Below are 24,896 nucleotides of genomic sequence, written 5' to 3'. Positions count from 1 at the left end.
CCGGCATGGAACTGCCGACCATCGCGGCGCCGGGCGTCGATGAACGGGCCGATGCCGTGGCCGACGCGGCCTGCCACCTCTACGACACCGCCGTGCACGGAGGGTGGAGCCGGAGCGCCGCCGAGGACGCCGCCGAGGCGATCGAGACCACCGCGCACGCCCTCGCGCACATCGACCCGGGGGCGGAGGTCGTCCTCGCGCCGGTCCACGCGGCCCTCGCCGACCTGCGGCGCCGGCTCGGCCTCGCACCGGCGGACCCGCTGACCGGCGACGGGCTCCCGGAGGCCCCGCGTACGGTCGGCAACCCGCGCCGCACCCGCTGGGTACGGGCGTCGCGCCCCGAGCCGCCGCGCCCAGAGCCGTCGTGCCCCGAAGCCTCCCTCACCCCGCCGTCCCTCACCCCGCCTTCGCCTCGGCGACAGCCTTCTCGTACAACTTCCTGACGTCCTTGCCGAAGTAGGAGCTGTAGGAGACGTCGGCCGTGTCCCCGCCCGTCTTCCAGCCGCCGATGACCCCCACCACATCACCGGTCCGGGTCCGCGCGTCGTAGCGGGCCAGGAACGGCCCGCCGCTGGTCCCGCCCGGGTAGCCCGTGCAGCGAATGCGCAGGAACGATCCCGGGATCCCCGGATCGGAGCTGGTGAACTTCGTCGTCCGGTTCACGCACAGGCGCGGCCGGGCGGCGGAGGCCGGGTATCCGAAGAGCGACACCCGGGGGTGCGCGTAACCGGCCCCGGTGACGAGGCGGTTCCCGCCGACCACGTCCTCCACCGGCCTGCCGCCGGCGCCGGGCCCCACTTGCGCGAAGGCCACGTCGAGCGCGGCGGCCCGGTTGACGCCCTGCGAGCGGTAGCGCGGGTCGATCCAGATCCTGGACCGCCCGGCCGCGGTCCGCAGCACCGGGAACATGCCGTACGGCTGAGGCTTCGCCCGCGTGTAATGCGGTACGAAGGCCACCCGCTGGGAGCCGGCGCCGGTCAGGCAGTGGGCCGCGCTCATCACCAGGTCGCGGCCGGGGGAGGAGACCACGCTGGCGGTGCAGAAGTACGCGCCGCCGCCCTTGACGAGGTACATGCGGCCGACGACCGGGATGCCGTTGAAGTCCTGGCCGACGCCGGGGCCTGCGGCCGGCAGGCGGGGGAGGGCGGGGTCCGGGAGGGGGCCGGGCGTGGGGAGCGTGGGTGTCGGCGTCGGCTGGGGTGCCGCTCCGGGTGCCGGGGCCGGGGTTGGGGTCAGCGTCGGGGTCGCGGCCGGGGTCGGGATCGGCGGCGGTGATGCGATCGGCGCAGCCGGGCCGGACGCCGGGGCCGGGTAGCCCGCCGCCGGCGGGATCCCGGCCGCCACCTGAATGCCGAATGGCGCCGGGCTTCCGACCGGCACCGGATCGGCGGGCAGTGGTACGGCCGACGCCATCCGTTCGGCCGTCCAGAAGGACTCCGCCTCCCGGACGGACCAGCGCCCGACGGCGTTCTCCGCCTCGGCCACCGGCAGCGGCCCCCCGCCCACCAGCAGTGCGGCCGCCGCCGCGGCCATCGTCAACGTGCGTAGCATGCGCAGCTCCTAGAGGGCGTGGGGGAAACGGAACAACCGGTCGGGGTCGTATCGGCGCCGGGCCGTCTCCAGCCGGGCGAGGTTCGGCCCGTAGTACGCCTCGCGCCAGCCGGTGAGCTTCGGGTCGCTGTAGTTCTGGTACGCGCTCCCGCTCGCCCAGGGACGGAGGTCCTGCCAGAGCCCGTCGAGCCAGCTCTGGTGCCGGGCCACCTCGGCGGCCGGCGCGGACTCGGGCCAGTAGACGAGGTACTGGGCGAGGAAGGCGGCGGAGCGGTGCGCGAAGGCGGTGGTGGTGGCCGGCACCCGGTTCAGCGCGCCGCCGCAGACCCCGTCGAACTGCACCACCCCGAGCCCGCCCCGGGGCACTGCCGACGGGTGGCGCCGCACGGCGTCCAGGACCGCACCGATCGCCGCGTCCGGCAGCCCGCCGGCCGCCCAGAAGTCGGAGCGGGCGGCGTACGACTCCCGGCCGAGCCGCCCCCGCGGGTCCCGGCCGGGCAGCACCCCCGGCAGCCGGCACTCCGCGGGGCTCCGCTCCAGGCAGCCCGACATGGCCCGCACGGTGTCCCCGTACCCCCGTACGACGAGCCGGCTGTCCCGGACCGGCCTGCTGACCAGATCCGTCAGCCGGGTCAACTCCCGTTCCAGCTCGCGGCGCCCGTCGAGGCAGACCACGCGCAGCGCGGGCACGGCGGAGAGGCCGGCGCCGACGGTGAACTCCACCTGGCTCCAGAACGGGTCCGGCAGCCCGGCCAGCCACCGCTGCCAGCCCCGCAGCACCGCCGCGGAGTCGTCGCCCGGCCAGTGCAGTTCGGCGAAGGCCGCGTCGGCCACCGGATGCGTACGGAAGCGGAACTCGGTGACCACCCCGAAGTTGCCGCCCCCGCCGCCGCGCAGCGCCCAGTACAGCTCGGGGTCCCGGTCCGGGCCGACCTCGCGGACGGCCCCGTCGGGGGTGACCACCGTGGCCCCGGTGAGCCGGTCGCAGGTGGCCCCGTACGCCCGTGAGGCCAGTCCCAGGCCGCCGCCGAGGGTGAGGCCGGCGATGCCGACGGAGGGGCACAGCCCGGTCGGGATGCCCAGTCCGCGCCCGGCGAGAGCGGCGTTCACGTCCCCGAGGCGGGCACCGGCGCCGACCCGTACGCCGTCCCCCGCCTCGGTGCCCCCCGACCTGCCGGCCCCCACCCCGCCTGCCCCCGCCACGGCCACCTGCGCCAGGGCCCCGAGGTCGACGACCAGTCCGCCGGCGCGCGTGGACCAGCCCGCGTAGCCGTGCCCGCCGCCGCGCGGCACCACCGGGACGGCCGAGCGGCGGGCGAAGTCCAGGCAGGCCACCACGTCCGCGGCGTGCGCCGGATAGGCCACCGCGGCCGGGGCGAGGGAGTCGTAGCGCGGCTGGAACAGCTGCCGCGCCTCGGGGAAGTCCCGGTCGCCGGGGAGCACGAGCCGGCCGTCGAGCCCGCGGGAGAGCGCGCCGTAGTCGGGCCCGCGGCCCGCTGCCCCGACGGCGGTCAGGACGGCCGCGGCGGCACTGCCCAGGACCCGGCGGCGAGGAAGGCTCATCCTCCCTTCCTGCCACCGCCGGGCCCGATCCCGGTGCAGGCGGGCCCCCACACACCGGGGCGCCGCCCGAACGGCCCACGGCGGGGGGCCGCCGCCGAAACGCTTCAGCTCGTGGGATAACCGGTTCGGCCCGGCGGGCGGCGGTCGTACGCTGCCCGCATGTCTCTCGTGGATCTCGGCGCGCACGCCGAGGAGTTCAACGCCGACCCCTATCCCTTCTACGCCGCGCTGCGCCAGGCGGGCCCCGTCCACCGGATAGAGCTCGGTGGAGAGCGCACGTGGCTGGTCGTCGGCCACGAGGAGGCCCGGCAGGCCCTGACCCACCCGGTCCTTTCCAAGAACTGGCTCGGCTCCGAGCTGTTCGACACGACGCAGGCCTACGCCGCCAACCGCAACATGCTGGAGTCCGACCCGCCCCATCACACCCGGCTGCGCCGGCTGGTCGCCCGCGAGTTCACCTCGCGCCGCGTGGAGGCCCTGCGCCCCCGCGTCCAGCAGGTGACGGACGAGCTGCTGGACGCCATGGCCGCCCTCCCCGACCGCCGGGCCGATCTGATCCGCTCCTTCGCCGCGCCCCTGCCGATGACCGTCATCTGCGAGCTGCTCGGCGTCCCCGACCTCGACCAGGAGCGCTTCCGCTACTGGTCCGGCGAGATCGTGGCCCCGCAGAACTCCGCGGGCGCGGACGCCCGGGTCCTGGAGCAGATGACCGCGTACCTCTTCGAACTCGTCGAGGCCAAGGCCGCGGACCCTGGCGAGGACCTGCTCAGCGCCCTGATCCGGACGCGCGACGAGGACGGCGACCAGCTCTCCCCGGACGAGCTGATCGGGATGGCCTTCCTGCTGCTGGTGGCCGGCCACGAGACCACGGTGAACCTGATCGGAAACGGCGTACGGGCCCTGCTCGCGCACCCCGACCAGCTGGCGGCCCTGCGCGCCGACCCGGACGGGCTGATCGACGGCGCGGTGGAGGAGACGCTCCGCTACGACGGCCCCGTGCAGCACGCCACGTACCGTTTCGCCCTGGCCGACCTGGAGATCGGCAACACCTCCATCGAGGCCGGCTCCTCGGTCCTCATCGCCCTCGCGGGGGCAGACCGCGACCCGGAACGCTTCAAAGAACCCTCCCCGGACGTCTTCGACATCCGCCGCACCGGCCAGGGCCACCTGGCCTTCGGCCACGGGATCCACTTCTGCCTCGGCGCCCCGCTGGCCCGCATGGAGGGCCGCATCGCCATCCGGGCCCTCCTCGAACGCTTCCCGGACCTCGCCGAGGACCCGGAGGCCGGCCCCCGAGACTGGCTCCCGGGCACCCTCATGCGGGGTGTGAGCCGGCTCCCGCTGCGCTGGTAGCCGGGGCGGATCGGGGGCGGCGCTCAGCCCTTGCGGGCGAGCAGGAAGCCCTGCGGGCAGTTCTCGTTCTCGCCGGGCTCCCGCACCAGGCGGCCCACCTCGGCGAGCCCGGCGCCGGCCAGCAGCCCGGCGATCAGGTCGGGCGGCGTCCAGTACACGTCGAGGTCGACCGGGTGGCCGTACGCGTGCTCCAGCCGGACCTTCCGGTCGTCGCCGGCCTTGAAGGCGATCAGCGCGTGGCCGCCGGGCGCCAGTACCCGGGCGAACTCGGCGAACACGGCGGGCAGTTCCGCCGGCGGGGTGTGCACCGTGGAGTACCAGGCGAGCACCCCGCCGAGCACCCCGTCCGCGATGTCAAGCGCCGCCATCGCACCGACCTCGAAGCGCAGTCCCGGATAGGTCCGCCGGGCCACGGCCACCATCGCCGGGGACAGGTCGATGCCGAACGTCGGTACGCCGAGCCCGTCCAGGTGCGCGGTGACCCGCCCCGGCCCGCAGCCCACGTCCGCGACGGCGCGGCCTCCGCCGCGCGGGTGGCCCTCGGATCGGTCGACCCCGCGCCGGTCGCCGCGCACGTACTCGGCGAACGCGGCCAGCATGGCCCGGTCCAGGGGTCTGCCGGACAACTCCGGGCCGAGGAGCCGTGCGTAGTCGACGGCGACGGTGTCGTAGGACGCCCGTACGGAGCTCAGACCCGAGGTGGCTGTCATGCCCCTGGACAGTAGCCCGCCCGGCGCTCCGCTTCACCCCCCGGTCAATGAACGGCCGACGGCTGGGGCAGGTCCGCCCACTGATCACCGGGTACACCGGGGCTCAGCCGCATCAGGGTGAGCGCCTTGGTCGGCAGCGGCCCGGTCAGCAGGGCCTCGGTGTCGGCCGTGGCCGGCAGGGCCGGGGATGCCGCGGCGAGGTCCTCGCGCAGGGCGCCGGCCGAGCCCGCCGTGGCCCCGAGCGCCCCCGCCACCAGGGACCCGAACAGCTTGCGCCGCAGCACGGTCACGTCGTCGGTGATCAGCCGGCCGGACAGCGGAGGCACCGGAAGCCCGTGTCGGGCCAGCCGTGCCGGGCTGATGCGGATGTCGGCGAGGTCCCGGTAGACCAGCCGGAGCGGGCTCCCCGAGGCGGAGAGGACGACGAGGAGGTTCTGGCCGTGCGCCTCCAGCGCCACCCCCAGGTCCAGCACGCGAAGGCACACCGAGAGCGCGAGGCGGGCGAAGGCGGCGCGCCAGGCCGCCGAGCGCGCCTCGGGGAGCCCGGCGAGCGAGGCCACCGGGAGCACCCGTTCACCGGCCGCGGTGTCCGCGTACACCTCGGGCGGCTCCCGCAGCACCGCCGCGAGGTCGGGGCTGTACGCGGTCGCCGCGCCGAGGGTGCGCGTGATGTGCAGCCGCCCGTCGAGCCGCTCCGCGAGGGTCTCGGCGAAGGCGGAGACGGCCGCCGCCGTCTCGATGGAGTAGACGGAGATGTCGCGGACGGAGGAGGTCAGACGGGTGCTCAGCGCCGTCTTCACGTGCGCTCCGCCGGCGGCGGGTGCCAGTGTCCGCAGGGCCATCAGCGGATGCGCCGCGAAACCCGCCCGCACCGGCTCGTGCTTGAGGGTGTGCGCCGCCTGCCACGGGTGCACCGGGACCAGGACCCGCCCCCCGTCCCGCAGTTCCTCCGGCCAGCCCCCGGTGACCAGGCACTCCTCGGCCCGTAGGGCGACCAGCCCGAGCTCCACCACCGGCCGGTGCTCGGGCGCGTACGCCAGCTGCTCGGCCACCGAGAAGCCGGGCCGGGAGCGGCAGTTCGGGTGGTACGGATGCCCGTCCACGATCCGCTGCTCCCACTCCCAGGTGCTTCGCGCGGCGGAATCCTGCCCGGCCGCGTCCTGTCCTGCTGTGTCCTGCGCGGCGGGCGGCTGACCGGCCCGGGAGAGCGCGAGGTTGGCCGTACTGCCGTCCAGCTCGGCGGCGAACCCGTCCCCGTGCGGCACCCCGAGCGCCGCCACCAGGCGCGCTGCCTGCCCGTACGCCCGGCCGTCGAGCAGCAGCTCGGCCACGTACGGCCCGGTCGCGTACGGATCCGGCGCCGGGCCCTCCAGCCGCCCGCCGCCGTCCAGCAGCAGCACCAGCCCGCCCGGCCCCCGCTCCCGGTCCACCACCCACGGCAGCGGCTCGAAGGCCAACGCCCGCCACAGCCGGGTCAGCACGGCCGCCCGGGCGCCGTGCAGCGAGCCGGCGTACGCGGCGGCGAGGTCGGGGCGGACGCCGTCCAGCTCGGCGGCGACGGCCTCTTCGGCCGGCGAGGCGGGAAAGTACATGCTGCGGCTCCGCGGATAGTCGCTTCACGGGATGATCACGTCATCATCGCGGATACTGAAGATCACGGCCGGGTGGTCGCGTCCCGCGAACCCCGGCGCACCGGATGGACCGAATGGAACCAGTGGACCTCAACGCCGCCGCCGACGCATACGCCGCCACCCCGCTCCTGAACTGCCTGCTCAGGGAGGCCGCGGAACCTCTCGGCGGCGATGTCCACCGACTGCGCGGCAGCGGCCGGCTGCTCCGCGTGCACGGCGGGCGCCGGACCGGGAGCCCCGAACTGCGCACGGCGGACGGGTGGCATCCGCTGAACCACACCGAGCTGGTCAAGCTCATCTCCGACGAGCTGGGCCGCTTCACCGGAGTTCCCAACGACGAACTCCCCGTCGAGATCGTCGACAGCCGCGACGCCCTCGCCGCGCTGCTGGCCGCCCGCCGCGCCGCGGAGCCCCCGGCGGACCCGTACCTGCTCTCCGAACAGTCCCTCGTCATGGGCCACCCGCACCACCCCGCCCCCAAGGCCAGGGGCGGGGCCCCGGCCGCGAGCTGGCTGCCCTACGCGCCGGAGGCGCACGCACGCTTCCCGCTGGTCTTCCTCGGGCTGCGCGAGGACCAGTGCGTCGAGGAGGGCGGCCCGGCCGCCGCCGATGCCATCGACTCCCTCGCCGACTCCCTCAACGGGCCCCGGGCGCCCGCCGGATACCGTCTCCTGCCCGCCCATCCCTGGCAGCTCGACCTGGCGGCCGCCCGGCCCGCCGTGCGGGAAGCTCTCGGCGACGGACGACTCCTGCGCCTCGGGGAGACCCGGCTTCCGGCCTGGCCCACCGCCTCGATCCGGACCTTGTACGTACCCGATCCGGCCGCCGACCTGTTCGTGAAGTTCAGCCTCGACGTCCGGATCACCAACGACGTGCGCCGCCTGTGGCGCCACGACCTGCTGAAACTCCGCCGCACCGACGCGGCGGTCAAGTCGGGCTTCGCCGCCCTGCGCCGCTCCGGCTCGGGGGCGGCCTGGCTCGCCGACCGCGGCTACCGCACCGCCGGGTTCGCCTTCGAGGAACTCGCCGTCCTGGTCCGCGACGGTCTGCGCACGCACACCGCCCCCGGCTCCACCCCGCTGCTCGCCGCGGCCCTCGCCGAGGGCTACCCGGGCAGCCCGCTGGCCGACGCCGCCGACCCGGCCGCCTGGTGGCGGGCGTACCTGCGCCAGGTCGTGCCCCCCGTACTGGAGCTGTTCGACCGGCACGGGCTCGTACTGGAGGCCCACCTCCAGAACACCCTGGTCGCGGTGGACGGCGCGGGGACGCCCGTACAGGCCCTCTTCCGCGATGCGGAGGGGGTCAAACTGCTGCCGGACCTCCCGCGCGAGGCCGCCTGGCAGCGCCTGGTCTACTGCCTGGTGGTCAACCACCTGACGGAGATCGCGGGCGAACTCGCCGACCGCCACCCGCAGACGGCCGCCCTCCTGTGGCCCGCGGCCCGCGAGGAGTTCCTGAACTACGCCACCGGGCACGACCTCCCGGAGATCACGGACCTCCTCACGGCCCCGTCCCTCCCAGGCAAGACGAACCTCCTCCTGCGCTGGACCCAGGCGGACGGCGCGGACGCCCGCTACATCCCCCTGCCGAACCCGCTGCGCGGGTAGGGCCAGGGGCCCCGGGGTAAGGAATCGGCCAAGGTGGGCGGCGGGGGCGGTCACCCCCTCACGTATAGGTATAGACCAATGCTACGTTGGTCGGGCAGACCGCGCAGTCCTTGACCACCCGTCAGAGGAGAAGCCATGCCCTCCCCTTCGCGGGGCGGCGGCCCGGCCGCCATGCCCAAGTACCAGCGGATCGCCGCAGCCCTGCGGCGCGAGCTCGACCGCACCGCGCACACCCCCGGCGCCCGACTGCCCTCCGAGCGCACCCTGGCCGCCCGCTACCAGGTCAACCGGCAGACCATCAGGGCCGCCCTCCAGCACCTGCGCGAGGACGGCCTCGTCGTCACCGGCCGCCGGGGCAGCCGCCCCGCCGCCGCGACCGCACTGGCCGCGACCGCACCCGCCGCGACCGCATCCGCACCCGCACCGACCGCGCACGCCGCGCCCGCCCCCGTCCGCGCCCCGGCCGCCCAGAGCCGGCTCACCCTGGTCACCGTGCCGCCCTCGCTCGCCGGGCTGCTCGGCATGCGCGGCGGGGACCAGACCCTGGTGCACCACCGCCGCGAGCGCGGTCCGGCCGGGGAGGCCCTGCGGGACGCCGTCACCTACTTCAGCCCCGGCGCCGTCGCCCGGAGCCCCGAACTGGCCCGCTGCCGCGACCGGATGGGGTCCGTACGGGAGGAGGAGCTGAGGGCGCTGCAGAGCTGGCTCGACCGGGCGTCCGTGGACGGCCGGGTCGCCGAGACCCTCACCATGACCCGTACCACCCACCCCCCGGTCGGCGGCGCGACCAGCGGCCTGACCGTGCGCCGCACCCTGCACGACGGCTCCGGCCGACTGCTGGCCGTCACCGACCTGGCCTTCCCCACCTGGGACCGCCTGGTCCTCCATCGCGACCGGCTCCACTACGCGGCCACCGGCTTCCGCGTTACGTAGCTCACACCCGCGGACGCCCGGAGCCCGGGTCGAATCACCGGACGCGCACTGTGGCCTCCGACACGCCCTGGGCGGCGGTGCGCCGGGCCCGGCGGCAGGTCAGGCCCACTGCGCGTCCGATCCAACTCGGGTTCGGGGAAGCGCGCGCCCGCCCTCGGCGACCCTGCCCGTGGCGTGCACTCCCGCAGCAGGGTCCCGCGCCCCCGCAAGTGACGAGGATCACGCCTGGGTTTGCTTAGGCGAATGCATGCAGGGCATGGTCGACGGTGGAGCGGAACCATGCACTCCGGCCGTTCGAGCCGGAGGTGAGGCGCACACGGGCAGATCCCGTCCCGCTCTACGGCCCGCCGGTCAGCCCGGCGCGCGCCGTACCCGTACGACCCGTGAGGTTTATGTGTCCACGCTCCAAGCCGAGCACGTCTACAAGGTGTTCGGACGACGACCCGACGACGCGGTCCGCGCACTCGAAGGCGGCACCAGCCGCGAAGAGTTGCGCGCCGAAGGGACCACGGCCGCGGTGATCGACGCCTCGTTCAGCGTCGAACCCGGCCAGATCTTCGTCGTGATGGGTCTGTCGGGATCCGGCAAGTCCACGCTGCTGCGCATGCTGAACGGACTGCTGGAGCCCACCGCGGGACGCATCCTGTTCGGCGGCCAGGACCTCACCGCGCTCAGCGCGGGCGAGCTGCGCCGCGTACGCTCCACGAAGATATCCATGGTCTTCCAGCACTTCGCGCTCTTCCCGCACCGCAACGTCCTGGAGAACGCGGGCTACGGCCTAGAGGTGCAGGGCGTGCCCCGCGCCGAGCGCGACCGGCGCGCGGCCGAAGCCCTGGCGCTGTGCGGACTGGAAGGCTGGGAGAAGTCCTGGCCCGACGAGCTCTCCGGCGGCATGCAGCAGCGCGTCGGCCTCGCCCGGGCCCTGGCCACCGACGCCGACCTGCTGCTGATGGACGAGTCCTTCAGCGCCCTGGACCCGCTGATCCGCCGCGACATGCAGGACCAGCTGCTGGAGCTCCAGCAACGTTTCAAGAAGACCATCGTCTTCATCACCCACGACCTCAACGAGGCCATGCGCATCGGCGACGGCATCGCCGTCATGCGCGACGGCCGCATCGTCCAGCAGGGCACGGCCGAGGACATCCTCACCCGCCCCGCCGACGACTACGTCGCCTCCTTCATCCAGGACGTGGACCGTTCGCGAGTGCTCACGGCCGATGCCGTCATGGACGTGCCTCCCGTCGACGCGGACGCCTGCGACTGCCCCACCGTCCAGGCCGACACCTCGGTCGCCGACCTGTGCGGGGTCAGCGCCCGCGTCCCGCACCCGGTCGCCGTCACCGACGCGGACGGTGCCGTCATCGGCTCCGTGCCGCAGGACCGGCTCATCGCCTTCATCGGCGACGAACAACGGCCGCCCATGGCCTGCACGGAGGTGGCAGCCTGATGCCCCGCCTGCACCTCGGAGCCTGGGTCGACAGCGGAGTCGACTTCCTCCAGCGCCACCTGTCCTGGCTGTTCGACGCCATCAGCGCGCTCGTCACCGGCCTCTACGACGGCATCGTCGCCGTCCTCTCCGCGCCCGCCCCGCTGCTGTTCGCGGGCATCCTCGCCGTCGCCGCCTGGTGGCTGCGAGGCCTGCTCGCGGGCCTGCTCGCCTTCGCCGGCTTCGCGCTCGTCGACTCCGTCGGCCTGTGGGACGACGCCATGGCCACGCTGTCCCTGGTCCTGGTCGCCACCCTCGTCACACTGGTCTTCGCGATCCCGCTCGGCATCTGGGCGTCGCGGTCCGACCGGGTCAGTGCCGTCCTGCGGCCGGCCCTCGACTTCATGCAGACCATGCCGGCCATGGTCTACCTCATCCCCGGCATCATCTTCTTCGGGGTGGGCGTGGTGCCCGGCATCGTCGCGACGATCATCTTCTCGCTGCCTCCGGGCGTACGGATGACCGAGCTCGGCATCCGCCAGGTCGACGAGGAACTGGTCGAGGCCGCCAACGCCTTCGGTACCACCCCGCGCAACACCCTCGTCCGCGTTCAGCTGCCGCTGGCCCTGCCCACCATCATGGCGGGCGTGAACCAGGTCATCATGCTCGGCCTGTCCATGGTCGTCATCGCCGGCATGGTCGGCGGTGGCGGGCTCGGCGGCGCCGTCTACCGGGCCATCGGCAGCGTCGACATCGGCCTCGGCTTCGAGGCCGGCATCGCCATCGTCATCCTCGCCATGTACCTCGACCGGATGACCGGGGCGCTCGGCCGTCAGGTCTCCCCGCTGGGCCGGCGCGCCCTCGCCAAGGCGCGGTCCGCCGCCACGGGCGCGGCCAGGGTGTGGAACCACCGCCCCCAGCCGGCACTCGCCGTCACCGGGGCCGTCATCCTGGCCCTCGTCGCGGGCGGTCTGAACACCTTCGGCGGGGCCTCTGCCCAGGGGGACCGGCCGGCCGGCGCCGCGAACATCGGCAAGGGCCGCACCCTGTCCGTCGGCTACGTCCCGTGGGACGAGGGCATCGCCTCCACCTTCCTGTGGAAGGAGCTCCTGGAGCGCCGCGGCTTCAAGGTCGACGCGAAGCAGCTGGAACTGGGCGCCCTGTTCACCGGACTCGCGGGCGGCCGGCTCGACTTCCAGACCGATGCCTGGCTGCCCGTCACCCAGGCGGAGTACTGGGAGAAGTACGGGAACCAGCTGGACGACCTCGGCTCCTGGTACGGCCCCACCTCGCTGGAGCTGACCGTGCCCTCGTACGTCAAGGACGTGCGCTCGCTGGCCGATCTGAAGGGCAGGTCCGAGCAGTTCAAGGGCCGGATCATCGGCATCGAGCCCAGCGCCGGGGTCATGGGCGCGCTCAAGGAGAAGGTCCTGAAGGAGTACGGCCTGGACACGGAGTACCAGGTCGTCGACGGCTCCACCCCCGGCATGCTCGCCGAGCTCAAGCGGGCCTACGAGAAGAAGGAGCCCGTCGCGGTCGTGCTGTGGTCGCCGCACTGGGCGTACTCGACGTACGAACTGACCAAGCTCGAGGACCCGAAGGGGGTATGGGGCAAGGGCGACGGGATCCACAGCCTGGCCCGCAAGGGCTTCGCCGCCGACGAGCCCGAAGTGGCCCGCTGGCTGAGCTCGTTCAAGCTCACCGAGGAGCAGCTGACCAGCCTGGAGGCGAAGATCCAGGAGACCGGGAAGGGCCAGGAGCAGCAGGCGGTCCGCGCCTGGCTGAAGGAGCACCCCGAGGTCGACGAGCTCGCCTGACACCGAAGGCGCCGGCGTGCGGGACCTCGTACGGTCCTGCACGCCGGCGCCCTTCATGCCTGCGCGCGGTGGCGCGGCAGACACCGTGCGGTTGCCCACCCGAACACGATCCCGTGGCTCAACCGACCAGGACCCGGTCCGGGGCGTGCTCCTGACCGGCGGCCTCCCCGGAAGGGCGCGGCCGCACCGGCCACCACGTGGACCGCCCCAACAGCGCGGCCAGCGCCGGCACCAGCACGATCGACAGGACGAAGGCGGACAGCAGGATCCCGAGCGCCGTCGCGAAGCCGATCTGCTGGGTGGACGGGGCAGGATTGACGGCCAGACTCCCGAAGGACGCGGCCAATACGAGGCCTGCCGTGGCGATGGCCGGCGCGGTGTGCCGGACCGCGCGGCCCACCGCCGCGCGGGCCGCACCCGGCCGCTCCATCTCCTCCCGGATCCGGTCGCCCATCAGGATGTTGTAGTCCGTGCCCAGCGCGACCACGAACAGGAACAGCACGAGCGGCAGCGTGAAGTCCACCCCGGGCCGGCCCAGCGCGTGCTGGAACACCAGCGTCGAGGCGCCGAGCGTGGCGGCGAAGCCCAGCCCGACCGCGGCCAGAAGGATCACCGGCGCGAGCAGACTGCGCAGCAGCGCGAACAGGATCAGCGCGATCAGCGCCGCCGCCACGGGGAAGACCACCTTCAGGTCCTTGTCCACGGCTGCCGAGATGTCGGCGAAGAGCGCCGGGGTGCCGCCCACGTGTGCCTCCGCACCGGCGGGCGTGTTCGCGGCGACCGCCTGCCGGACCGGTCCGGAGGCCAGGTCGCGCGCCTCCTGGCCCAGCGGTTCGGCCGTCAGGAACAGGTCGATCCGCGCCGCCCGCCCGTCCTCGCTCAGCACCGTGTCCGCGACCCGGCCCACACCGCCGACCTCGGCGAGCGCCCGGGACAGCCCGTCCAGCCGCCCGGCGCTGAGCGCGGCACCGTCGTTCGCCGTGACGAACACGCTGGTCGGGTCCGACACCCCGGCCGGCAGCGCGCCCGCGATCTCGGCCGCGGTTGCCGTCGCGGCGGTACGCTCCCCACCCGCACCGCCCTGCCCGTAGTCCATCCGCATCCCCAGCATCCCCGCGGCCAGCCCGCCGAGCAGCACCACCGATGCGAGGGCCAACGCGAGCGGCCGCTGTGCCACCAGCGCGCCCATCCGTGCGGCGGAGCCCGCCGGGGGTTCGCGCTTCAGGGCCCGCGAGGGCCAGAACATCTTGCGCCCGGAGACCGCCAGCAGGGCGGGCATGAAGGTCAGGCTGCCCAGCAGCATCACCAGTACGGACAGGGCGATGGCCGGCCCGAGCACCCGGAACTGGCCGAAGGAGGCCACCCCGAGCGTGGCGAACGCGGCGACGATGGTCAGCGCCGCCGAGGTGATCGCCGTACCCACCCGGCCGGCGACGGCGGCGGCAGCCTCGCGCCCGGACTGTTCCGGGTGCCGGCGCAGGTGCTCACGGAAGCGGAACAGCAGGAAGAGGAAGTAGTCGATGCCGATGCCCACCAGCACCACATTGATCAACCCCGGTGTGGAATCGGCCAGTCCGGTCCCGGTCAGCAGCGCGGCGCACACCACGACACCGGCCGCGGCCCCGCCGATGACGGAGACCGCCAGCAGCGGCAGCAGTGCCGCCAGGACACTGCGGAAGACCAGCACGTGCAGCAGGACGATGGCCCCGAGCATGAGGATGCCGACCACCATCGTCCTGGTCTCCTCGGCGTCCACCGTGTCCACGCTGTCGGCGAGCCCGCCGGTGAAGCCCGTACGCAGCCCTTCCCGTGCGAACCCCTCCCGCACGGAATCCCGGAACGCCCGATAGGTGTCCTGCACGCCGGGGTCGGCCGGATTGCCGGTCAGTTCGGCGGTCAGCAGCCGGAAGGAGCGGTCGGGCGCCGTCATGGCCGGGCTGATGCGCGGGACTTGCGAATGGTCCTGCACGAAGGGCGGCGCGTCCTCGTTGCGGGGCATGACGACCCGGGTCCCGGCCAGCCGCGCGGCCTCCGCGTCGATGCGGGCTTCGTCCGCGGCTGCGAGCGGGGACCCGTCCGACCGGGCCACCAGCACGGTCAGGGGATTGGCGTCCGGGTCGGCTCCGAAGTGCTCCTCGGCGATCTTCAGAGCGGCGGCCGAATCGTACTGCGCGGGCAGGAACCCGCCGTTGCCGGTCTGGGTGGCGCGGAAGACGAACGCCTGGCCGAGCATGGTCAGCGCGATTCCCAGGACTGCCCAGAGGGCGATGACCTTCCACGGATTCCTCGTCGAGAATCCGGTCAGGGCGCGGATCACTGGTCTCCTCCGGTCTGTACGGTGCCGGCCGGGGGTTCCCGACCGGACTCCAGACCATCAGGGCCGGGCGGGAGAAGCGTCAGGTCGGGGGAGGAACCGTCCGCCGGGACCCTGGTCCGGGCGGAGGCCGCGACCAGTACTCGGGTCCTGGTCCGGAACCCGCCCGGCGACCGGTGGCACGGTGCGGGGCCGGTGCCAGAATGGATCACCGGAGAGCGCGGCCGCGCGAACCCGGCACCCGCCGGGAGGAACGGCCGACGGGGAGGACCGGCGGACGATGGCGGCGGTGGGCGGCGAGGGGCCGGGGGATACGAATACCCGCGCGTACGGCGGTGCGAGCCGCGGCGCGGCGGCAGGCACGGACCGGGGAACGGGTCGAGGTGGGGCCCGGGGCACAACCGGTGGCGCGGACCGGGGAACGGGTCAGGGCGCGGACCGGGTAACTGATCGGGCCCTCGACGCAGGCGCGGACCGGGCCACGGCCCGGGGCGCGGACCAGGCCACCGGCCAGGCCACCGACCAATCCACGGACGCAGGCGCGGACCTCGGCGCCGAGGCACCCGTCGAGCGTTCGGCCTGGACGCGCAACGACGCCCTCGTGGCGGTCGGTGCCGCCGCCACCGACCTCATCGGCTTCTCCCTCGGCGCCCGGACCGACGGCGGATCCCTCACGATGGCCATCGTCCCGGTGCTCTCCGCGCTGCCCCTGCTGGTCCGCCGAACCCACCCGGTGGCGGCCCTCGCCGCGGTACTGGCACTCGGAGTGGTGCTGAACCTCGCCACCCCGCTGGCCCCGCACTTCCCCCTCACCCTCGTCGTCGCCCTCTACTCGGTCGCCAGATCCTGCCGCCCCACCGTGGCGGTGGCGTCGGCCCTCGCGGCGGTGCCGCTCATCTCCGCGGGCCAGAGCGGCTGGCCCGTGCCGTTCGGCTGGCAGGGCCTGCTCGCGAACGCCTTCGTCACCGTGCTCGTCGTCGGCGCGGCCGAGGTGGTCAACCGCAGGCAGCAGGAGGCCGAGGCCCACCGCAGGCTGCTCGCGGACCGGGCGCTGGCCGAGGAACGCCGCCGGATCGCCCGTGAACTGCACGACATCGTCGCCCACCACATCACCACCATGCAGCTGATGGCCGGAGGGGCGCGTGCCAATCTGGCGTACGACCCGGAGGCGGCGCGCGAGGCCCTCGTCACCCTGGAGGGCTCGGGGCGGCTCGCCCTGCGCGAGATGCGGCAACTCCTCGACGTGCTACGGGCAGGCGAGGAGCCGGAGGACACCCCGCCGGCTCCGCAGCCCGGAGCCGGGGACCTCGACCGGATCGTCGCCGAGGCCCGCCTGGCGGGGACGCGGACCGAGTTCACCGTGGACGGGCCGGTCCGCCCGCTGCCGCCGACCGTCGGCCTGACCGTCTTCCGCATCGTCCAGGAGGCGCTCACCAACACCCGCAAACACGCAGGCCGGGCGCGTGCCCGCGTACGACTCACGTACGGGCCCGACGAGGTCGCGGTGGAGGTGCGCGACGACGGAGGGGGAGCCCAGGCACCGGCAGCCACGCGGCCCGGACACCGGTCCGGGTACGGGCTGATCGGCATGCGCGAGCGCGTCGCCCTGCAGGGCGGAACCCTGGAAGCCGTCGCCCTCGACGCCGGCGGATTCAGGGTCGCCGCCCGCCTCCCGACCCCGCCCGACGGGTTGGAGCCACACCAACCACCCCATCCGCCCCAACTGGAAGAGAGCCGATGATCCGTGTACTCATCGCGGACGACCAGCCTCTGGTCCGCCGAGGCCTCGCGTTGATCCTCGCCCCCGACCCGGAGTTCGAGGTCGTCGGCGAGGCCGAGGACGGTGCCCGGGCGGTCGCCCTCGCCGCGGAGCTGAAGCCCGACGTGGTCGTCATGGACATCCGCATGCCGGTCCTCGACGGGGTCAAGGCCACCGAGGAGTTGGCGCGGACCGTCCCGGGGGCCAGGGTCCTGGTCCTCAGCACCTTCGACATGGACGAGTACGTGGTCGCCGCCCTGCGCGCCGGCGCGTACGGCTTCCTGCCCAAGGACGTCTCCCCGGAGGAACTCGGCGCCGCGGTCCGCATCGTCCACGCAGGAGAGGCCGCCGTCGCGCCGCGGCTGCTCACCCGGCTCATTTCGGCCTACGTACGCACCCCCGCGCGCCCCCGACCGTCGGCCGCCGGAATCCCGGCCGACCTCACCCCGCGCGAGCGGGAGATCTGGCAGCTGCTGGCCACGGGCCTGGACAACGCCGAGATCGCCCGGGAGTTGGACATCAGCGTCTCCACGGTCAAGAACCACATCACGGGCATCTTCGGCAAGCTGGGGGTCCGCGACCGCGCGCAGGCCGTGATCGCCGCGTACGAATCGGGTCTGGTCTCCGCCGCAGGCGGGAGCGGTTGATCACCAAGTGCCCGTAAGAGGACCGGAATCCCCCTGCCGACCACACCCCTGACCAGCGAAAACACTGGAGGATTCGCCCGTGCGGTGAGGGGCCCGTCCATGGCACAGTGCGATCAGTCCAACCGCACCAGCAGGGAGCCCCCATGAGCGATCCGCACTCCGCGCCCCTTGCGGCCGCCCCCGAACGTCGGCCGGAGCCCGGCCCGCTGCCCTGCTGTCCGGTGTGCGACGAGGCGCCGGACCGGATCTCCTGGCGCCAGCGCCCGGGGCAGCCGGTGGTCCTGCTCTTCGACCCCTGCGGCCACCGCTGGTCCTCCCCGGCCCCGCCGGTCCTGGCGGTCTCTCCGTTCTGAGTGAGCGGTGGCCCGGCCGCCCTATCCGGCCTTGTCCGCGCGGAAGGCGCGCCGGTAGGCGGCGGGCGTGGTGCGCAGGGCCTCGTGGAAGCGCCGGCGCAGGTTGACGGCCGAGGAGAGCCCGACCCGGCGCGCGATGGTCTCCACGGGCAGGTCGGTCTCCTCCAGCAGTGCCCGGGTGGCGGCGATCCGCCGGTCCAGCAGCCAGCGTCCGGGGCTGATGCCCAACTGCTCGGTGAAGCGCCGGGTCAGCGTGCGGGCCGAGACCTGGGAGCGGACCGCCATCTCGGCGACGCTGACCGGCTGGTCCAGCCGCCCGCCCAGCCACTCCAGCAGCGGGGCCAGCGAGTCGGCGACCGGTCCGGAGGTGGGCAGTTCGGCGTACTGCAGCTGACAGCCCTCGCGATGCGGCGGCATCACCATCTGCCGGGCGACCCGCATCGCGTACGCGGCACCCTGGTCGGAGCTCACCAGGTGCAGGCAGAGGTCCACGCCGGCGGCCGATCCGGCGCTGGTGGCGACGTCGCCGTGGTCCACGTAGAGCACGGCGGGATCGACCTGGACCTGCGGGAACCGGGCGGCCAGCTCGGCGGCGCGGTCCCAGTGGGTGGCGGCCCGCCGGCCGTCCAGCAGCCCGGCGGCGGCCAGTACGAAGGCGCCCGAGCAGATGCTGACGATCCGTGCGCCGCGCCGCCGCGCCCCGCGGACCGCCTCGACCACCGCCGGCGGCACCTCGGTGCCGACCGGCTGCTGCCAGCCGGGGACCAGCACGGTGTCCGCCCGCTCCAACGCGTCCAGGCCCGCCGTGACCAGAAGGTCGTAGCCGGCCTGGGTGCGCACCGGGCCGGGGTGCTCGGTGCAGACCTCGAACGCGTAGCGGGCGGGGATCTGCGGGCCGTGGCCGCCGAACACCTCGGACGCGCAGGCCAGCGCGAAGGGCGACTGCGGGGGCTGCAGCAGGGCCACCACCCGGTGCGGCGCCGGGGAGTTCGGAAGCGCGCGAAGCGTCATGGCAGGAAAGTACCCCAACATGTCATTCAGGACACTGGGGTCGCGTGATTGGTCCAAACCATTATCTGTGCTGTGACCACCTCGAAGACTCAGGCCAAGACCCAGACCCAGCCCAAGCCCCGAGCTCGGAGCGCCCGGCCGGCCACACGGCCGCCGTTGTGGGACCGGCGCTTCACGCTCTTCTTCACCGCCCGCACGATCTCGCTGGTCGGCGACGCGATGATGCCGGTGGCCGCCGCGCTCGCCGTCGGCGCGCTGTACGGGATCTCCGGGGTCGGCTTCGTCCTCGGCACCTGGACCGGGACGTTCGTGGTCCTGGTCCTGTTCGGCGGGGTGCTCGCCGACCGGTTCGGCGCGCGCCGGATGATGATCGGCGCGGACCTCGTCCGGGTGCTCACCCAGGGTGTGCTGGCCGTTGCGTTCTTTGCCGGGCCACCGCCGCTCTGGCTGCTGGTGACCATGGCGGCCCTGGCCGGTGCGGCCGTCGCGATGTTCCTGCCGGGGGCGAACGGGATGGTCCCGCTGGTCGCGAGCGAGCCGCAACGCGCCAACGCCACGCTCAAGGTCGCCGACGCGCTCGCCCATCTGCTCGGCCCGGCCCTCGCGGGGCTGCTGATCGCGCTGACCGGAGCCGGGACCGTGTACGCGATCGACGCCGGCACCTTCCTGCTCAGCGCCATGTGCCTGGCGCTCATCCGGTCCGGCACGGCGGCCGAGCCGACGGACTCCGCGGCCGGCCGCGGCCCCGACGCCGATGCCGACGCTGCTGTCCGCACCGGCAGTTCACTCCGTCGCGACCTGCGCCAGGGCTGGCAGGAGTTCCGCTCACGCACCTGGATGTGGGCGGTGATCCTGATCTGGATGGGATACGGCGTGCTGCTCTTCGGCCCGCTCGTACCGCTCAGCTCGGCGCTGGTCGGTGCCCGGCTCGGCCCCGACGCCTACGGCCTGGCGGTCTCCTTCCTCGGCTTCGGAACGGTGCTCGGCGGCCTCCTCGCCCTGCGGCTGCGCCCGGGCCGCCCACTGGCCGCCGGCGCGGTGGCGATGGCTTTGTACACCGTGCTGCCGCTCTGCGTGGCGGTGGACGCCGGCCTGCCGGTGCTGCTGGCGGGCCACGTCCTCGGCGGCGGCGCCTTGGCGTTCTGGTCGGTGATGTGGGCGACCAGCGTGCAGACCCACACCCCGTCCGCGGTGCTCAACCGGGTCTCCGCGTACGAGCTGGCCGGCTCGGTGTCCGGCATCGCGCTCGGCCAGATCCTGGCGGGCCCGGCCATCGCGCTGGCCTCCCCGGGGCGGCTGCTGCTGGTGTCGGCGGGCGCCTGCCTGGCAGGCTGCGTGGCGCTCCTCGCGACCCCGGCGATCCGCACCCTGCGCCGCGCCGCTCCCGCGGACAGCGGCAAGCCGGCGGCGCCGGGCAGCCCGCCCGGAGAATGAGCGGCCCGGCGGCCCCGCGGCCCCGCGGCGTTGTCGAAGGGCCCGTCGCCCGGTTCCATGCCCCCGCGGGTTGCGTCCGGTAAGCCGGTAAGCCTGATACGCGCTGCCGAGTTCGAAGCAGGCGGAGCGGTGGACATCCCTACCACCCACTCCGCGCGCCGCCCCACCGTGCTGTCCGAACGGCCCGATGCTCCCGGCCCCCGGGCCCGGAGGGCAGCCCGAAAGTGCTGCTCAGGGCGCGCCTCCTGCCGCAGCCTCGCCGGGGGATGTCTCCTTGACGTGGCACCACCCACACCGTCGCTCGCCATCACTGCGGAAGGCTGCCCATGCCTGTGGACCCGTCCATCGCCGCGCTCCTCAAGGAGGCCCATGCGGTCCCGAGGGGGCGCATCGCCTCGGCCGATATCGCGGAACTCAGACAGGGGGAACGCACCTCGAACGCCATGGTGGCGCCGAGAACTCCGATCGACGTCGGATCCGTGGCGGACGGCATGGTCCCGGGTCCTGCCGGTCCCGTACCGGTGCGGGTCTACCGGCCCGTCGGCGGCGGGCCGGTAGCGACCGTCGTCTTCTTCCACGGCGGCGGGTGGATCGTGGGAGACCTCGACACCCACGACCACGTCACCCGCCGCCTCTGCCACGACCTCGGGGCCGTCGTGGTCGCCGTGCACTACCGGCGGCTCCCCGAGAACACGTTCCCCGCGGCGTTCGAGGACTGCCTTGCCGTGGCCCGATGGGCGGCCGGCCACATCGATGAATACGGTGGCCGACGCGACCGGCTGGCCGTCGCGGGCGACAGCGCCGGCGCCGCCCTCGCCGCATCCGTCGCCCTCGCCTTCAGAGACGCCGGGCAATCGCTCGCAGCCCAACTGCTCGCCTACCCCGCCACGGATCGCGCCTCGGGCACCTACCCCTCCCACGCCGAGAACGGGGAAGGCTACCTGCTCACCCTCCAAGACCTCCGTGACCTCACGGCGATCCTCGTCGGCGGCGACCCCTCCGTCGCCACCGACGTCCGGGCCTCCCCGCTGCACGCCGCGAGCCACAAGGGCGTCGCCCCCGCCGTCATCGCCACCGCCGCCTACGACCCGCTCCGCGACGAGGGCCTGGCGTACGCCCGCGCACTGATGGACGCCGGAGTCGACGTCTTCGTCCGCAACTACGACGGCCTGGTCCACGGCTTTCTCAACATGTTCGCCGTATCCCAGGGCGCGGAGTCGGCCGTCACCGAACTCATCGGGGAACTCGAAGCGCGCCTCCGATGAACCGTCATGACGAAGGAACGACCGAGAGGGGGACTGCCGGAATCCTGTCGGGCCCCGGGTCGGTCAGCGGTCGCCGGCTTTGCCGAACTCCTCGATCAGCACCGGATACTGCTCCCCACCGTGTCCGGCGGCGATCGCGCGGTCTGCCATCGCCTTGAACAACCTCGGCAGTTCGGCGTTGACCCCCAGCGCCTCGCTCTCCTCGATCAGGTGAACCATCGCCCGCGCGTCCGTCTCCAGGGCGGACACCTCCGCCGGGAAGGATCCGCTGTCGATCTGCGCGGCGTACCCGGGCAGCCATTCCGCCACGCCGGCGGCGATCTGCCGCGCGAACGGGGCATACGTCGAGGCGTCGACACCGGCCGTCCTGAGCATGGCCGTGCCCTGGAGCCACGCGTTCAGGACGCTCCACATCATGGCGAGACCGGCCACGTCGTACAGCGATGCCAGTCCGTGGTCCGCACCGAGGTAGGTGGCGGTGCCGAGCACGTCGAGCGTCGACCTGTGCGCCTCGAAGTCCGACTGCGGCCCGCTGTGCAGAATCACCGCTTCGGCGGTCCCGATCACCGGCGGGACGGCCATGACGGCGCCGTCCAGGTAACGGGCACCTCGCTGTTCGGCCCATCGCGCGGCTTCCCGGGCCTGGGCCGAGTTCCCCGAGGTCAGGTTGACCAACATCGTGCCGTCGAGCGCGACATCGCTCGCGCCGAGCAGCTCGCGCACGGCCTGGTAGTCCGTGACGCAGATGATCGTCAGGGAACCGGCTGTGAGCGCGTCGCCGACGGTCGGCGCCAGGTGTGCCCCTTCGGCCACCAGCCGGTCGGCCTTGGAGGCCGTACGGTTCCACACGGTCGTGGGGTGCCCGGCCTTCAGGAACGCGCCGGCGAGTGCCTGGCCCATCAGCCCGAGTCCGATGATTGTCACAGGTGCATTTGGTTCGTTGTTCATGGCAGCATCGTCAACGTTGATACCGGTGTGAAGGTCAAGCGAGGTTTTCGATGCGGATCGGGGAATTGAGTCGCCGGACGGGCGTCAACGCCCACCAGCTGCGCTACTACGAGGCCCAGGGTCTGCTGGAGGCAGACCGCCGTGCGAACGGTTACCGCGCGTACGACGAGAGCGCCGTACTGCGGGTCAGGCAGATCCGGCACCTCCTCGGAGCAGGTTTGTCCTCCGAGGACATCGCGTACCTGTTGCCCTGCGCGGTCGGCGAGGCCCCGCAGCTGCCCGGGTGTCCCGAGTTGCTGTCCGCGATGCGGTCACGGCTGCAGCGCCTGGACGACCAGATGGAAAGGCTCGCCCAATCCCGCGCGGCTCTTGCCGACTACGTCGACGCGGCCGAGCGGATGGCCGGCGAGAGCTATCCCCCCTTCGACGACGCCCGCGAGGAGCCCGTTCCCGCCTGACCGGCCGCCGGGTGGGGCCGGTTCGGGCCGTCGGGCCGGCGGCCCCCGCGCTCACTGTGCCGGCGCGGCGCTGCGATGCTCCTGCGGGCTGATGCCGTACACCCGCTTGAACGCCGAGCTGAGCGCGAATCCGCTGCCGTAACCGACCTGCCGGGCCACGGTGTTCAGCGTGGCGTCGGATTGACGCAGCAGGTCGGCGGCCAGGGCCAGGCGCCACTCGGCCAGGTAGGTCATCGGCGGCGTGCCGACGGTGTTGCGGAAGCACTCGGCCAGCGTCGCCCGGGACACGCCGACCTCGGCGGCGACCCGCGCCAGCGTCCAGTCGTTCGCAGGGTCCTCGTGGAACAGGCGCAGCGCCTCGCCGGCCACCGGGTGGGCGTGGGCCCGGTACCAGGCCGGGGCCTCGTTCTCGGGCCGGTCGAGCCAGACCCGCAGCACCGAGATGAGCAGCAGGTCGAGCAGGCGGTCGAGCATGACGCCCTGAGCCGGGCCCTGTTTGGCGGCCTCGCGGGCCAGTACCGGGAGGAGCGTCGAGTCCCACGTGTCGTCGGACACGACCAGCAGCGGCGGCAGCACGTCGAGCAGGCGCTGACCGACAGCGCCGACCTCCTCGTACACACCGAGCAGCATCTGCATCGACCCGTTGGGGTTGCTGCCCCACGTGCGGACCCCCAGTGACATCCGCTCGCGCAGCTCGACGCCCTCGGGCGTGACGCACCGCTGGCCCGGATGCACGATGACCTGCGGCGGGGCGGCCACCTCATGGCTCATCAGGTAGGGGTCCGGCCCGCGGACGATGGCGACGTCGCCCGGGCGCAGCCGCACCGGCTCGCCGTCGCCGGGCTCGAAATACGCCTCGCCGCTGAGCATGACGGCGAGGCACAGCGGTGATCCGTCCTGGACCCGGATCGACCAGGGCGGGTCCAGCACGATGCGAAGGAGGAAGGCGCCGCTGGCCCGCGGCCCCTCGAGCAATCCTGCGAGTGCATCCACCCGGCCAACATTAGACGATTGATTATGGATCCTGGCAGCTCGGCCATGGACCGTCCAGATCAGTGCCGTTGAGACTGTTGGCATGACAACGAACGAGCACACGACGTTGGTCCTCGGCGGTACCGGCCGGGTCGGCCGCCGGGTGACCCGGAGGCTGATCGAGCGCGGAGCGAACGTGCGGGTCGGATCTCGCACCGGCGAGCCTCCGTTCGACTGGGAGGACCCCTCGACCTGGGCCGGCGCCTTCGCCGGCGTCCGGTCCGCCTACTTGATGTACTACCCCGAGGTCGAGTGGCCCGGAGCCGGCGACGACATCGCCGCCGCTTCCCGGCTGGCGGTCGACGCCGGCGTCCAGCGCCTGGTACTGCTGTCCGCCCGCAACCAGGACGAGGCCGTCCGGTGCGAGAACGCCGTGACGAGCCTCCCCGTCGAGTGGACCATCGTCGCCCCGGCCTCGTTCAACCAGAACTTCGACGAGGGCGTGTTCCTCGAGCCCCTGCGCCAGGGCGTGCTGGCCCTGCCTGCCGGTGGCAACGCCGACCCGTTCGTCGACGCCGACGACATCGCCGACGTCGTGGTGGCGGCCCTCACCGAGGACGGCCACGTGGGCGAGCGTTACGAGCTGACGGGCCCCCGGCTGTGGACCTTCGCCGAGGGCGTCGAGGAGATCGCCCGGGCGACGGGGCGCGCACTGCGCTACGAGCCGGTCACCCGGGAGCAGTTCGCCGACGCCATCGTCGACGACGGCGCCCCGCGCGATTTCGCCGAGCCGCTGGCCACGCTCATCTCCGAGTTCTTCGACGGCCGCAACAGCTCACTGGCCGACGGCGTCGAACGTGCCCTCCACCGCAAGCCCCGCGACTTCGCGGACTGGGTGGCCGAAATCGCCCGCACCGGCGTGTGGGACGCCGCCTAGCGAGCGGCCCGGGTCGTCGCGCCGGGCTGGGGTGGGCGCCGGGCATCCGGCGCAGGATGTCCGGGCAGTTCCCGGTGACGTGCCCGCCGGCGCCCCCCAATCCTCGGCAGCGGTTCGGCGGTTCGGGCTCCGACTAATGCTCAATAGTGCTTGATAGTCGCCAACTTCGAGCAGCATTCTTCAAACGGAGCCGGCGGGACGCTATGT

At 73.6% G+C, this 24,896-nt stretch carries 21 protein-coding genes; 13 read left to right on the top strand and 8 right to left on the bottom strand.

What is annotated here, in order from left to right:
- Positions 1 to 5: 5 nt before the first annotated feature.
- Positions 6 to 443, top strand: a complete 438-nt coding sequence (locus tag OG625_RS02210; protein WP_329376354.1) for a hypothetical protein — start codon at positions 6 to 8, stop codon at positions 441 to 443.
- Here OG625_RS02210 and OG625_RS02205 read toward each other — a convergent pair.
- Both OG625_RS02205 and OG625_RS02200 read right to left on the bottom strand, forming a co-directional pair.
- A complete protein-coding gene (locus tag OG625_RS02205) occupies positions 397 to 1,551 on the bottom strand; it encodes a hypothetical protein (RefSeq protein ID WP_329376353.1) in 1,155 nt (384 codons plus the stop codon). The genes OG625_RS02210 and OG625_RS02205 overlap by 47 nt on opposite strands.
- A gap of 9 nt (positions 1,552 to 1,560) precedes the next feature.
- The gene (locus OG625_RS02200; RefSeq protein WP_329376352.1) at positions 1,561 to 3,114 is read right to left on the bottom strand and encodes an FAD-binding oxidoreductase; all 1,554 of its coding nucleotides are present in this window, start codon (positions 3,112 to 3,114) and stop codon (positions 1,561 to 1,563) included.
- A 159-nt stretch (positions 3,115 to 3,273) separates the two neighbouring features.
- Here OG625_RS02200 and OG625_RS02195 point away from each other — a divergent pair, with 159 nt between their 5' ends.
- A complete protein-coding gene (locus OG625_RS02195; protein WP_329376351.1) occupies positions 3,274 to 4,467 on the top strand; it encodes a cytochrome P450 family protein in 1,194 nt (397 codons plus the stop codon).
- Positions 4,468 to 4,490: 23 nt separating this feature from the next.
- Here the strand turns inward: OG625_RS02195 and OG625_RS02190 are convergent, their stop codons facing one another.
- Together OG625_RS02190 and OG625_RS02185 are read right to left on the bottom strand one after the other, a co-directional pair.
- Positions 4,491 to 5,177: a class I SAM-dependent methyltransferase gene (locus tag OG625_RS02190; RefSeq protein ID WP_329376350.1), complete on the bottom strand. Its 687-nt coding sequence runs from the start codon at positions 5,175 to 5,177 to the stop codon at positions 4,491 to 4,493.
- Positions 5,178 to 5,221: 44 nt separating this feature from the next.
- Complete coding sequence (locus OG625_RS02185; RefSeq protein WP_329376349.1) at positions 5,222 to 6,769, bottom strand: IucA/IucC family siderophore biosynthesis protein; 1,548 nt, start codon at positions 6,767 to 6,769, stop codon at positions 5,222 to 5,224.
- Between the two features lie 104 nt (positions 6,770 to 6,873).
- Here OG625_RS02185 and OG625_RS02180 point away from each other — a divergent pair, with 104 nt between their 5' ends.
- The 4 genes from OG625_RS02180 to OG625_RS02165 all read left to right on the top strand — a co-directional run bounded on the left by OG625_RS02180 (position 6,874) and on the right by OG625_RS02165 (position 12,591).
- Positions 6,874 to 8,415: an IucA/IucC family protein gene (locus OG625_RS02180; protein ID WP_329376348.1), complete on the top strand. Its 1,542-nt coding sequence runs from the start codon at positions 6,874 to 6,876 to the stop codon at positions 8,413 to 8,415.
- Between the two features lie 135 nt (positions 8,416 to 8,550).
- Positions 8,551 to 9,348, top strand: a complete 798-nt coding sequence (locus OG625_RS02175) for a GntR family transcriptional regulator (protein WP_329376347.1) — start codon at positions 8,551 to 8,553, stop codon at positions 9,346 to 9,348.
- A gap of 394 nt (positions 9,349 to 9,742) precedes the next feature.
- On the top strand, positions 9,743 to 10,795 hold the full coding sequence (locus OG625_RS02170) for a quaternary amine ABC transporter ATP-binding protein (RefSeq protein ID WP_329376346.1): 1,053 nt from the start codon (positions 9,743 to 9,745) through the stop codon (positions 10,793 to 10,795).
- Positions 10,795 to 12,591: an ABC transporter permease/substrate binding protein gene (locus OG625_RS02165; protein ID WP_329376345.1), complete on the top strand. Its 1,797-nt coding sequence runs from the start codon at positions 10,795 to 10,797 to the stop codon at positions 12,589 to 12,591. Before OG625_RS02170 ends, OG625_RS02165 begins: the two co-directional genes overlap by 1 nt.
- Before the next feature lie 118 nt (positions 12,592 to 12,709).
- Here OG625_RS02165 and OG625_RS02160 read toward each other — a convergent pair whose 3' ends face one another.
- On the bottom strand, positions 12,710 to 14,908 hold the full coding sequence (locus OG625_RS02160) for an MMPL family transporter (RefSeq protein ID WP_329376344.1): 2,199 nt from the start codon (positions 14,906 to 14,908) through the stop codon (positions 12,710 to 12,712).
- A gap of 277 nt (positions 14,909 to 15,185) precedes the next feature.
- On the opposite strand from OG625_RS02160, the gene OG625_RS02155 reads away from it, so the two are divergent.
- The 3 genes from OG625_RS02155 to OG625_RS02145 all read left to right on the top strand — a co-directional run bounded on the left by OG625_RS02155 (position 15,186) and on the right by OG625_RS02145 (position 17,664).
- The gene (locus tag OG625_RS02155) at positions 15,186 to 16,646 is read left to right on the top strand and encodes a sensor histidine kinase (RefSeq protein ID WP_329376343.1); all 1,461 of its coding nucleotides are present in this window, start codon (positions 15,186 to 15,188) and stop codon (positions 16,644 to 16,646) included.
- Positions 16,643 to 17,311: a response regulator transcription factor gene (locus tag OG625_RS02150; protein ID WP_329376342.1), complete on the top strand. Its 669-nt coding sequence runs from the start codon at positions 16,643 to 16,645 to the stop codon at positions 17,309 to 17,311. The genes OG625_RS02155 and OG625_RS02150 overlap by 4 nt, the downstream gene beginning before the upstream one ends.
- A gap of 143 nt (positions 17,312 to 17,454) precedes the next feature.
- On the top strand, positions 17,455 to 17,664 hold the full coding sequence (locus tag OG625_RS02145; RefSeq protein ID WP_329376341.1) for a hypothetical protein: 210 nt from the start codon (positions 17,455 to 17,457) through the stop codon (positions 17,662 to 17,664).
- A 21-nt stretch (positions 17,665 to 17,685) separates the two neighbouring features.
- On the opposite strand, the gene OG625_RS02140 is transcribed toward OG625_RS02145, so the two are convergent.
- Positions 17,686 to 18,675, bottom strand: a complete 990-nt coding sequence (locus OG625_RS02140; protein WP_329376340.1) for a GlxA family transcriptional regulator — start codon at positions 18,673 to 18,675, stop codon at positions 17,686 to 17,688.
- Positions 18,676 to 18,747: 72 nt separating this feature from the next.
- Between OG625_RS02140 and OG625_RS02135 the strand changes: the two genes are divergently transcribed.
- Together OG625_RS02135 and OG625_RS02130 are read left to right on the top strand one after the other, a co-directional pair.
- On the top strand, positions 18,748 to 20,109 hold the full coding sequence (locus tag OG625_RS02135) for an MFS transporter (RefSeq protein WP_329376339.1): 1,362 nt from the start codon (positions 18,748 to 18,750) through the stop codon (positions 20,107 to 20,109).
- Positions 20,110 to 20,435: 326 nt separating this feature from the next.
- Positions 20,436 to 21,374, top strand: a complete 939-nt coding sequence (locus tag OG625_RS02130) for an alpha/beta hydrolase (RefSeq protein WP_329376338.1) — start codon at positions 20,436 to 20,438, stop codon at positions 21,372 to 21,374.
- 63 nt (positions 21,375 to 21,437) lie between these two features.
- Here the strand turns inward: OG625_RS02130 and OG625_RS02125 are convergent, their stop codons facing one another.
- Positions 21,438 to 22,322: an NAD(P)-dependent oxidoreductase gene (locus OG625_RS02125; RefSeq protein ID WP_329376337.1), complete on the bottom strand. Its 885-nt coding sequence runs from the start codon at positions 22,320 to 22,322 to the stop codon at positions 21,438 to 21,440.
- Between the two features lie 50 nt (positions 22,323 to 22,372).
- Here OG625_RS02125 and OG625_RS02120 point away from each other — a divergent pair, with 50 nt between their 5' ends.
- Complete coding sequence (locus tag OG625_RS02120) at positions 22,373 to 22,780, top strand: MerR family transcriptional regulator (protein WP_329376336.1); 408 nt, start codon at positions 22,373 to 22,375, stop codon at positions 22,778 to 22,780.
- Between the two features lie 51 nt (positions 22,781 to 22,831).
- Here the strand turns inward: OG625_RS02120 and OG625_RS02115 are convergent, their stop codons facing one another.
- Positions 22,832 to 23,773: an AraC family transcriptional regulator gene (locus tag OG625_RS02115; protein ID WP_329376335.1), complete on the bottom strand. Its 942-nt coding sequence runs from the start codon at positions 23,771 to 23,773 to the stop codon at positions 22,832 to 22,834.
- A gap of 82 nt (positions 23,774 to 23,855) precedes the next feature.
- Between OG625_RS02115 and OG625_RS02110 the strand changes: the two genes are divergently transcribed.
- Positions 23,856 to 24,689: an NmrA family transcriptional regulator gene (locus OG625_RS02110; protein ID WP_329376334.1), complete on the top strand. Its 834-nt coding sequence runs from the start codon at positions 23,856 to 23,858 to the stop codon at positions 24,687 to 24,689.
- Positions 24,690 to 24,896: the final 207 nt, after the last annotated feature.

It is taken from the genome of Streptomyces sp. NBC_01351, assembly GCF_036237315.1.
In the GTDB taxonomy this organism is placed as follows: domain Bacteria; phylum Actinomycetota; class Actinomycetes; order Streptomycetales; family Streptomycetaceae; genus Streptomyces.
This window is presented reverse-complemented; position numbering and strand designations above follow the sequence as displayed.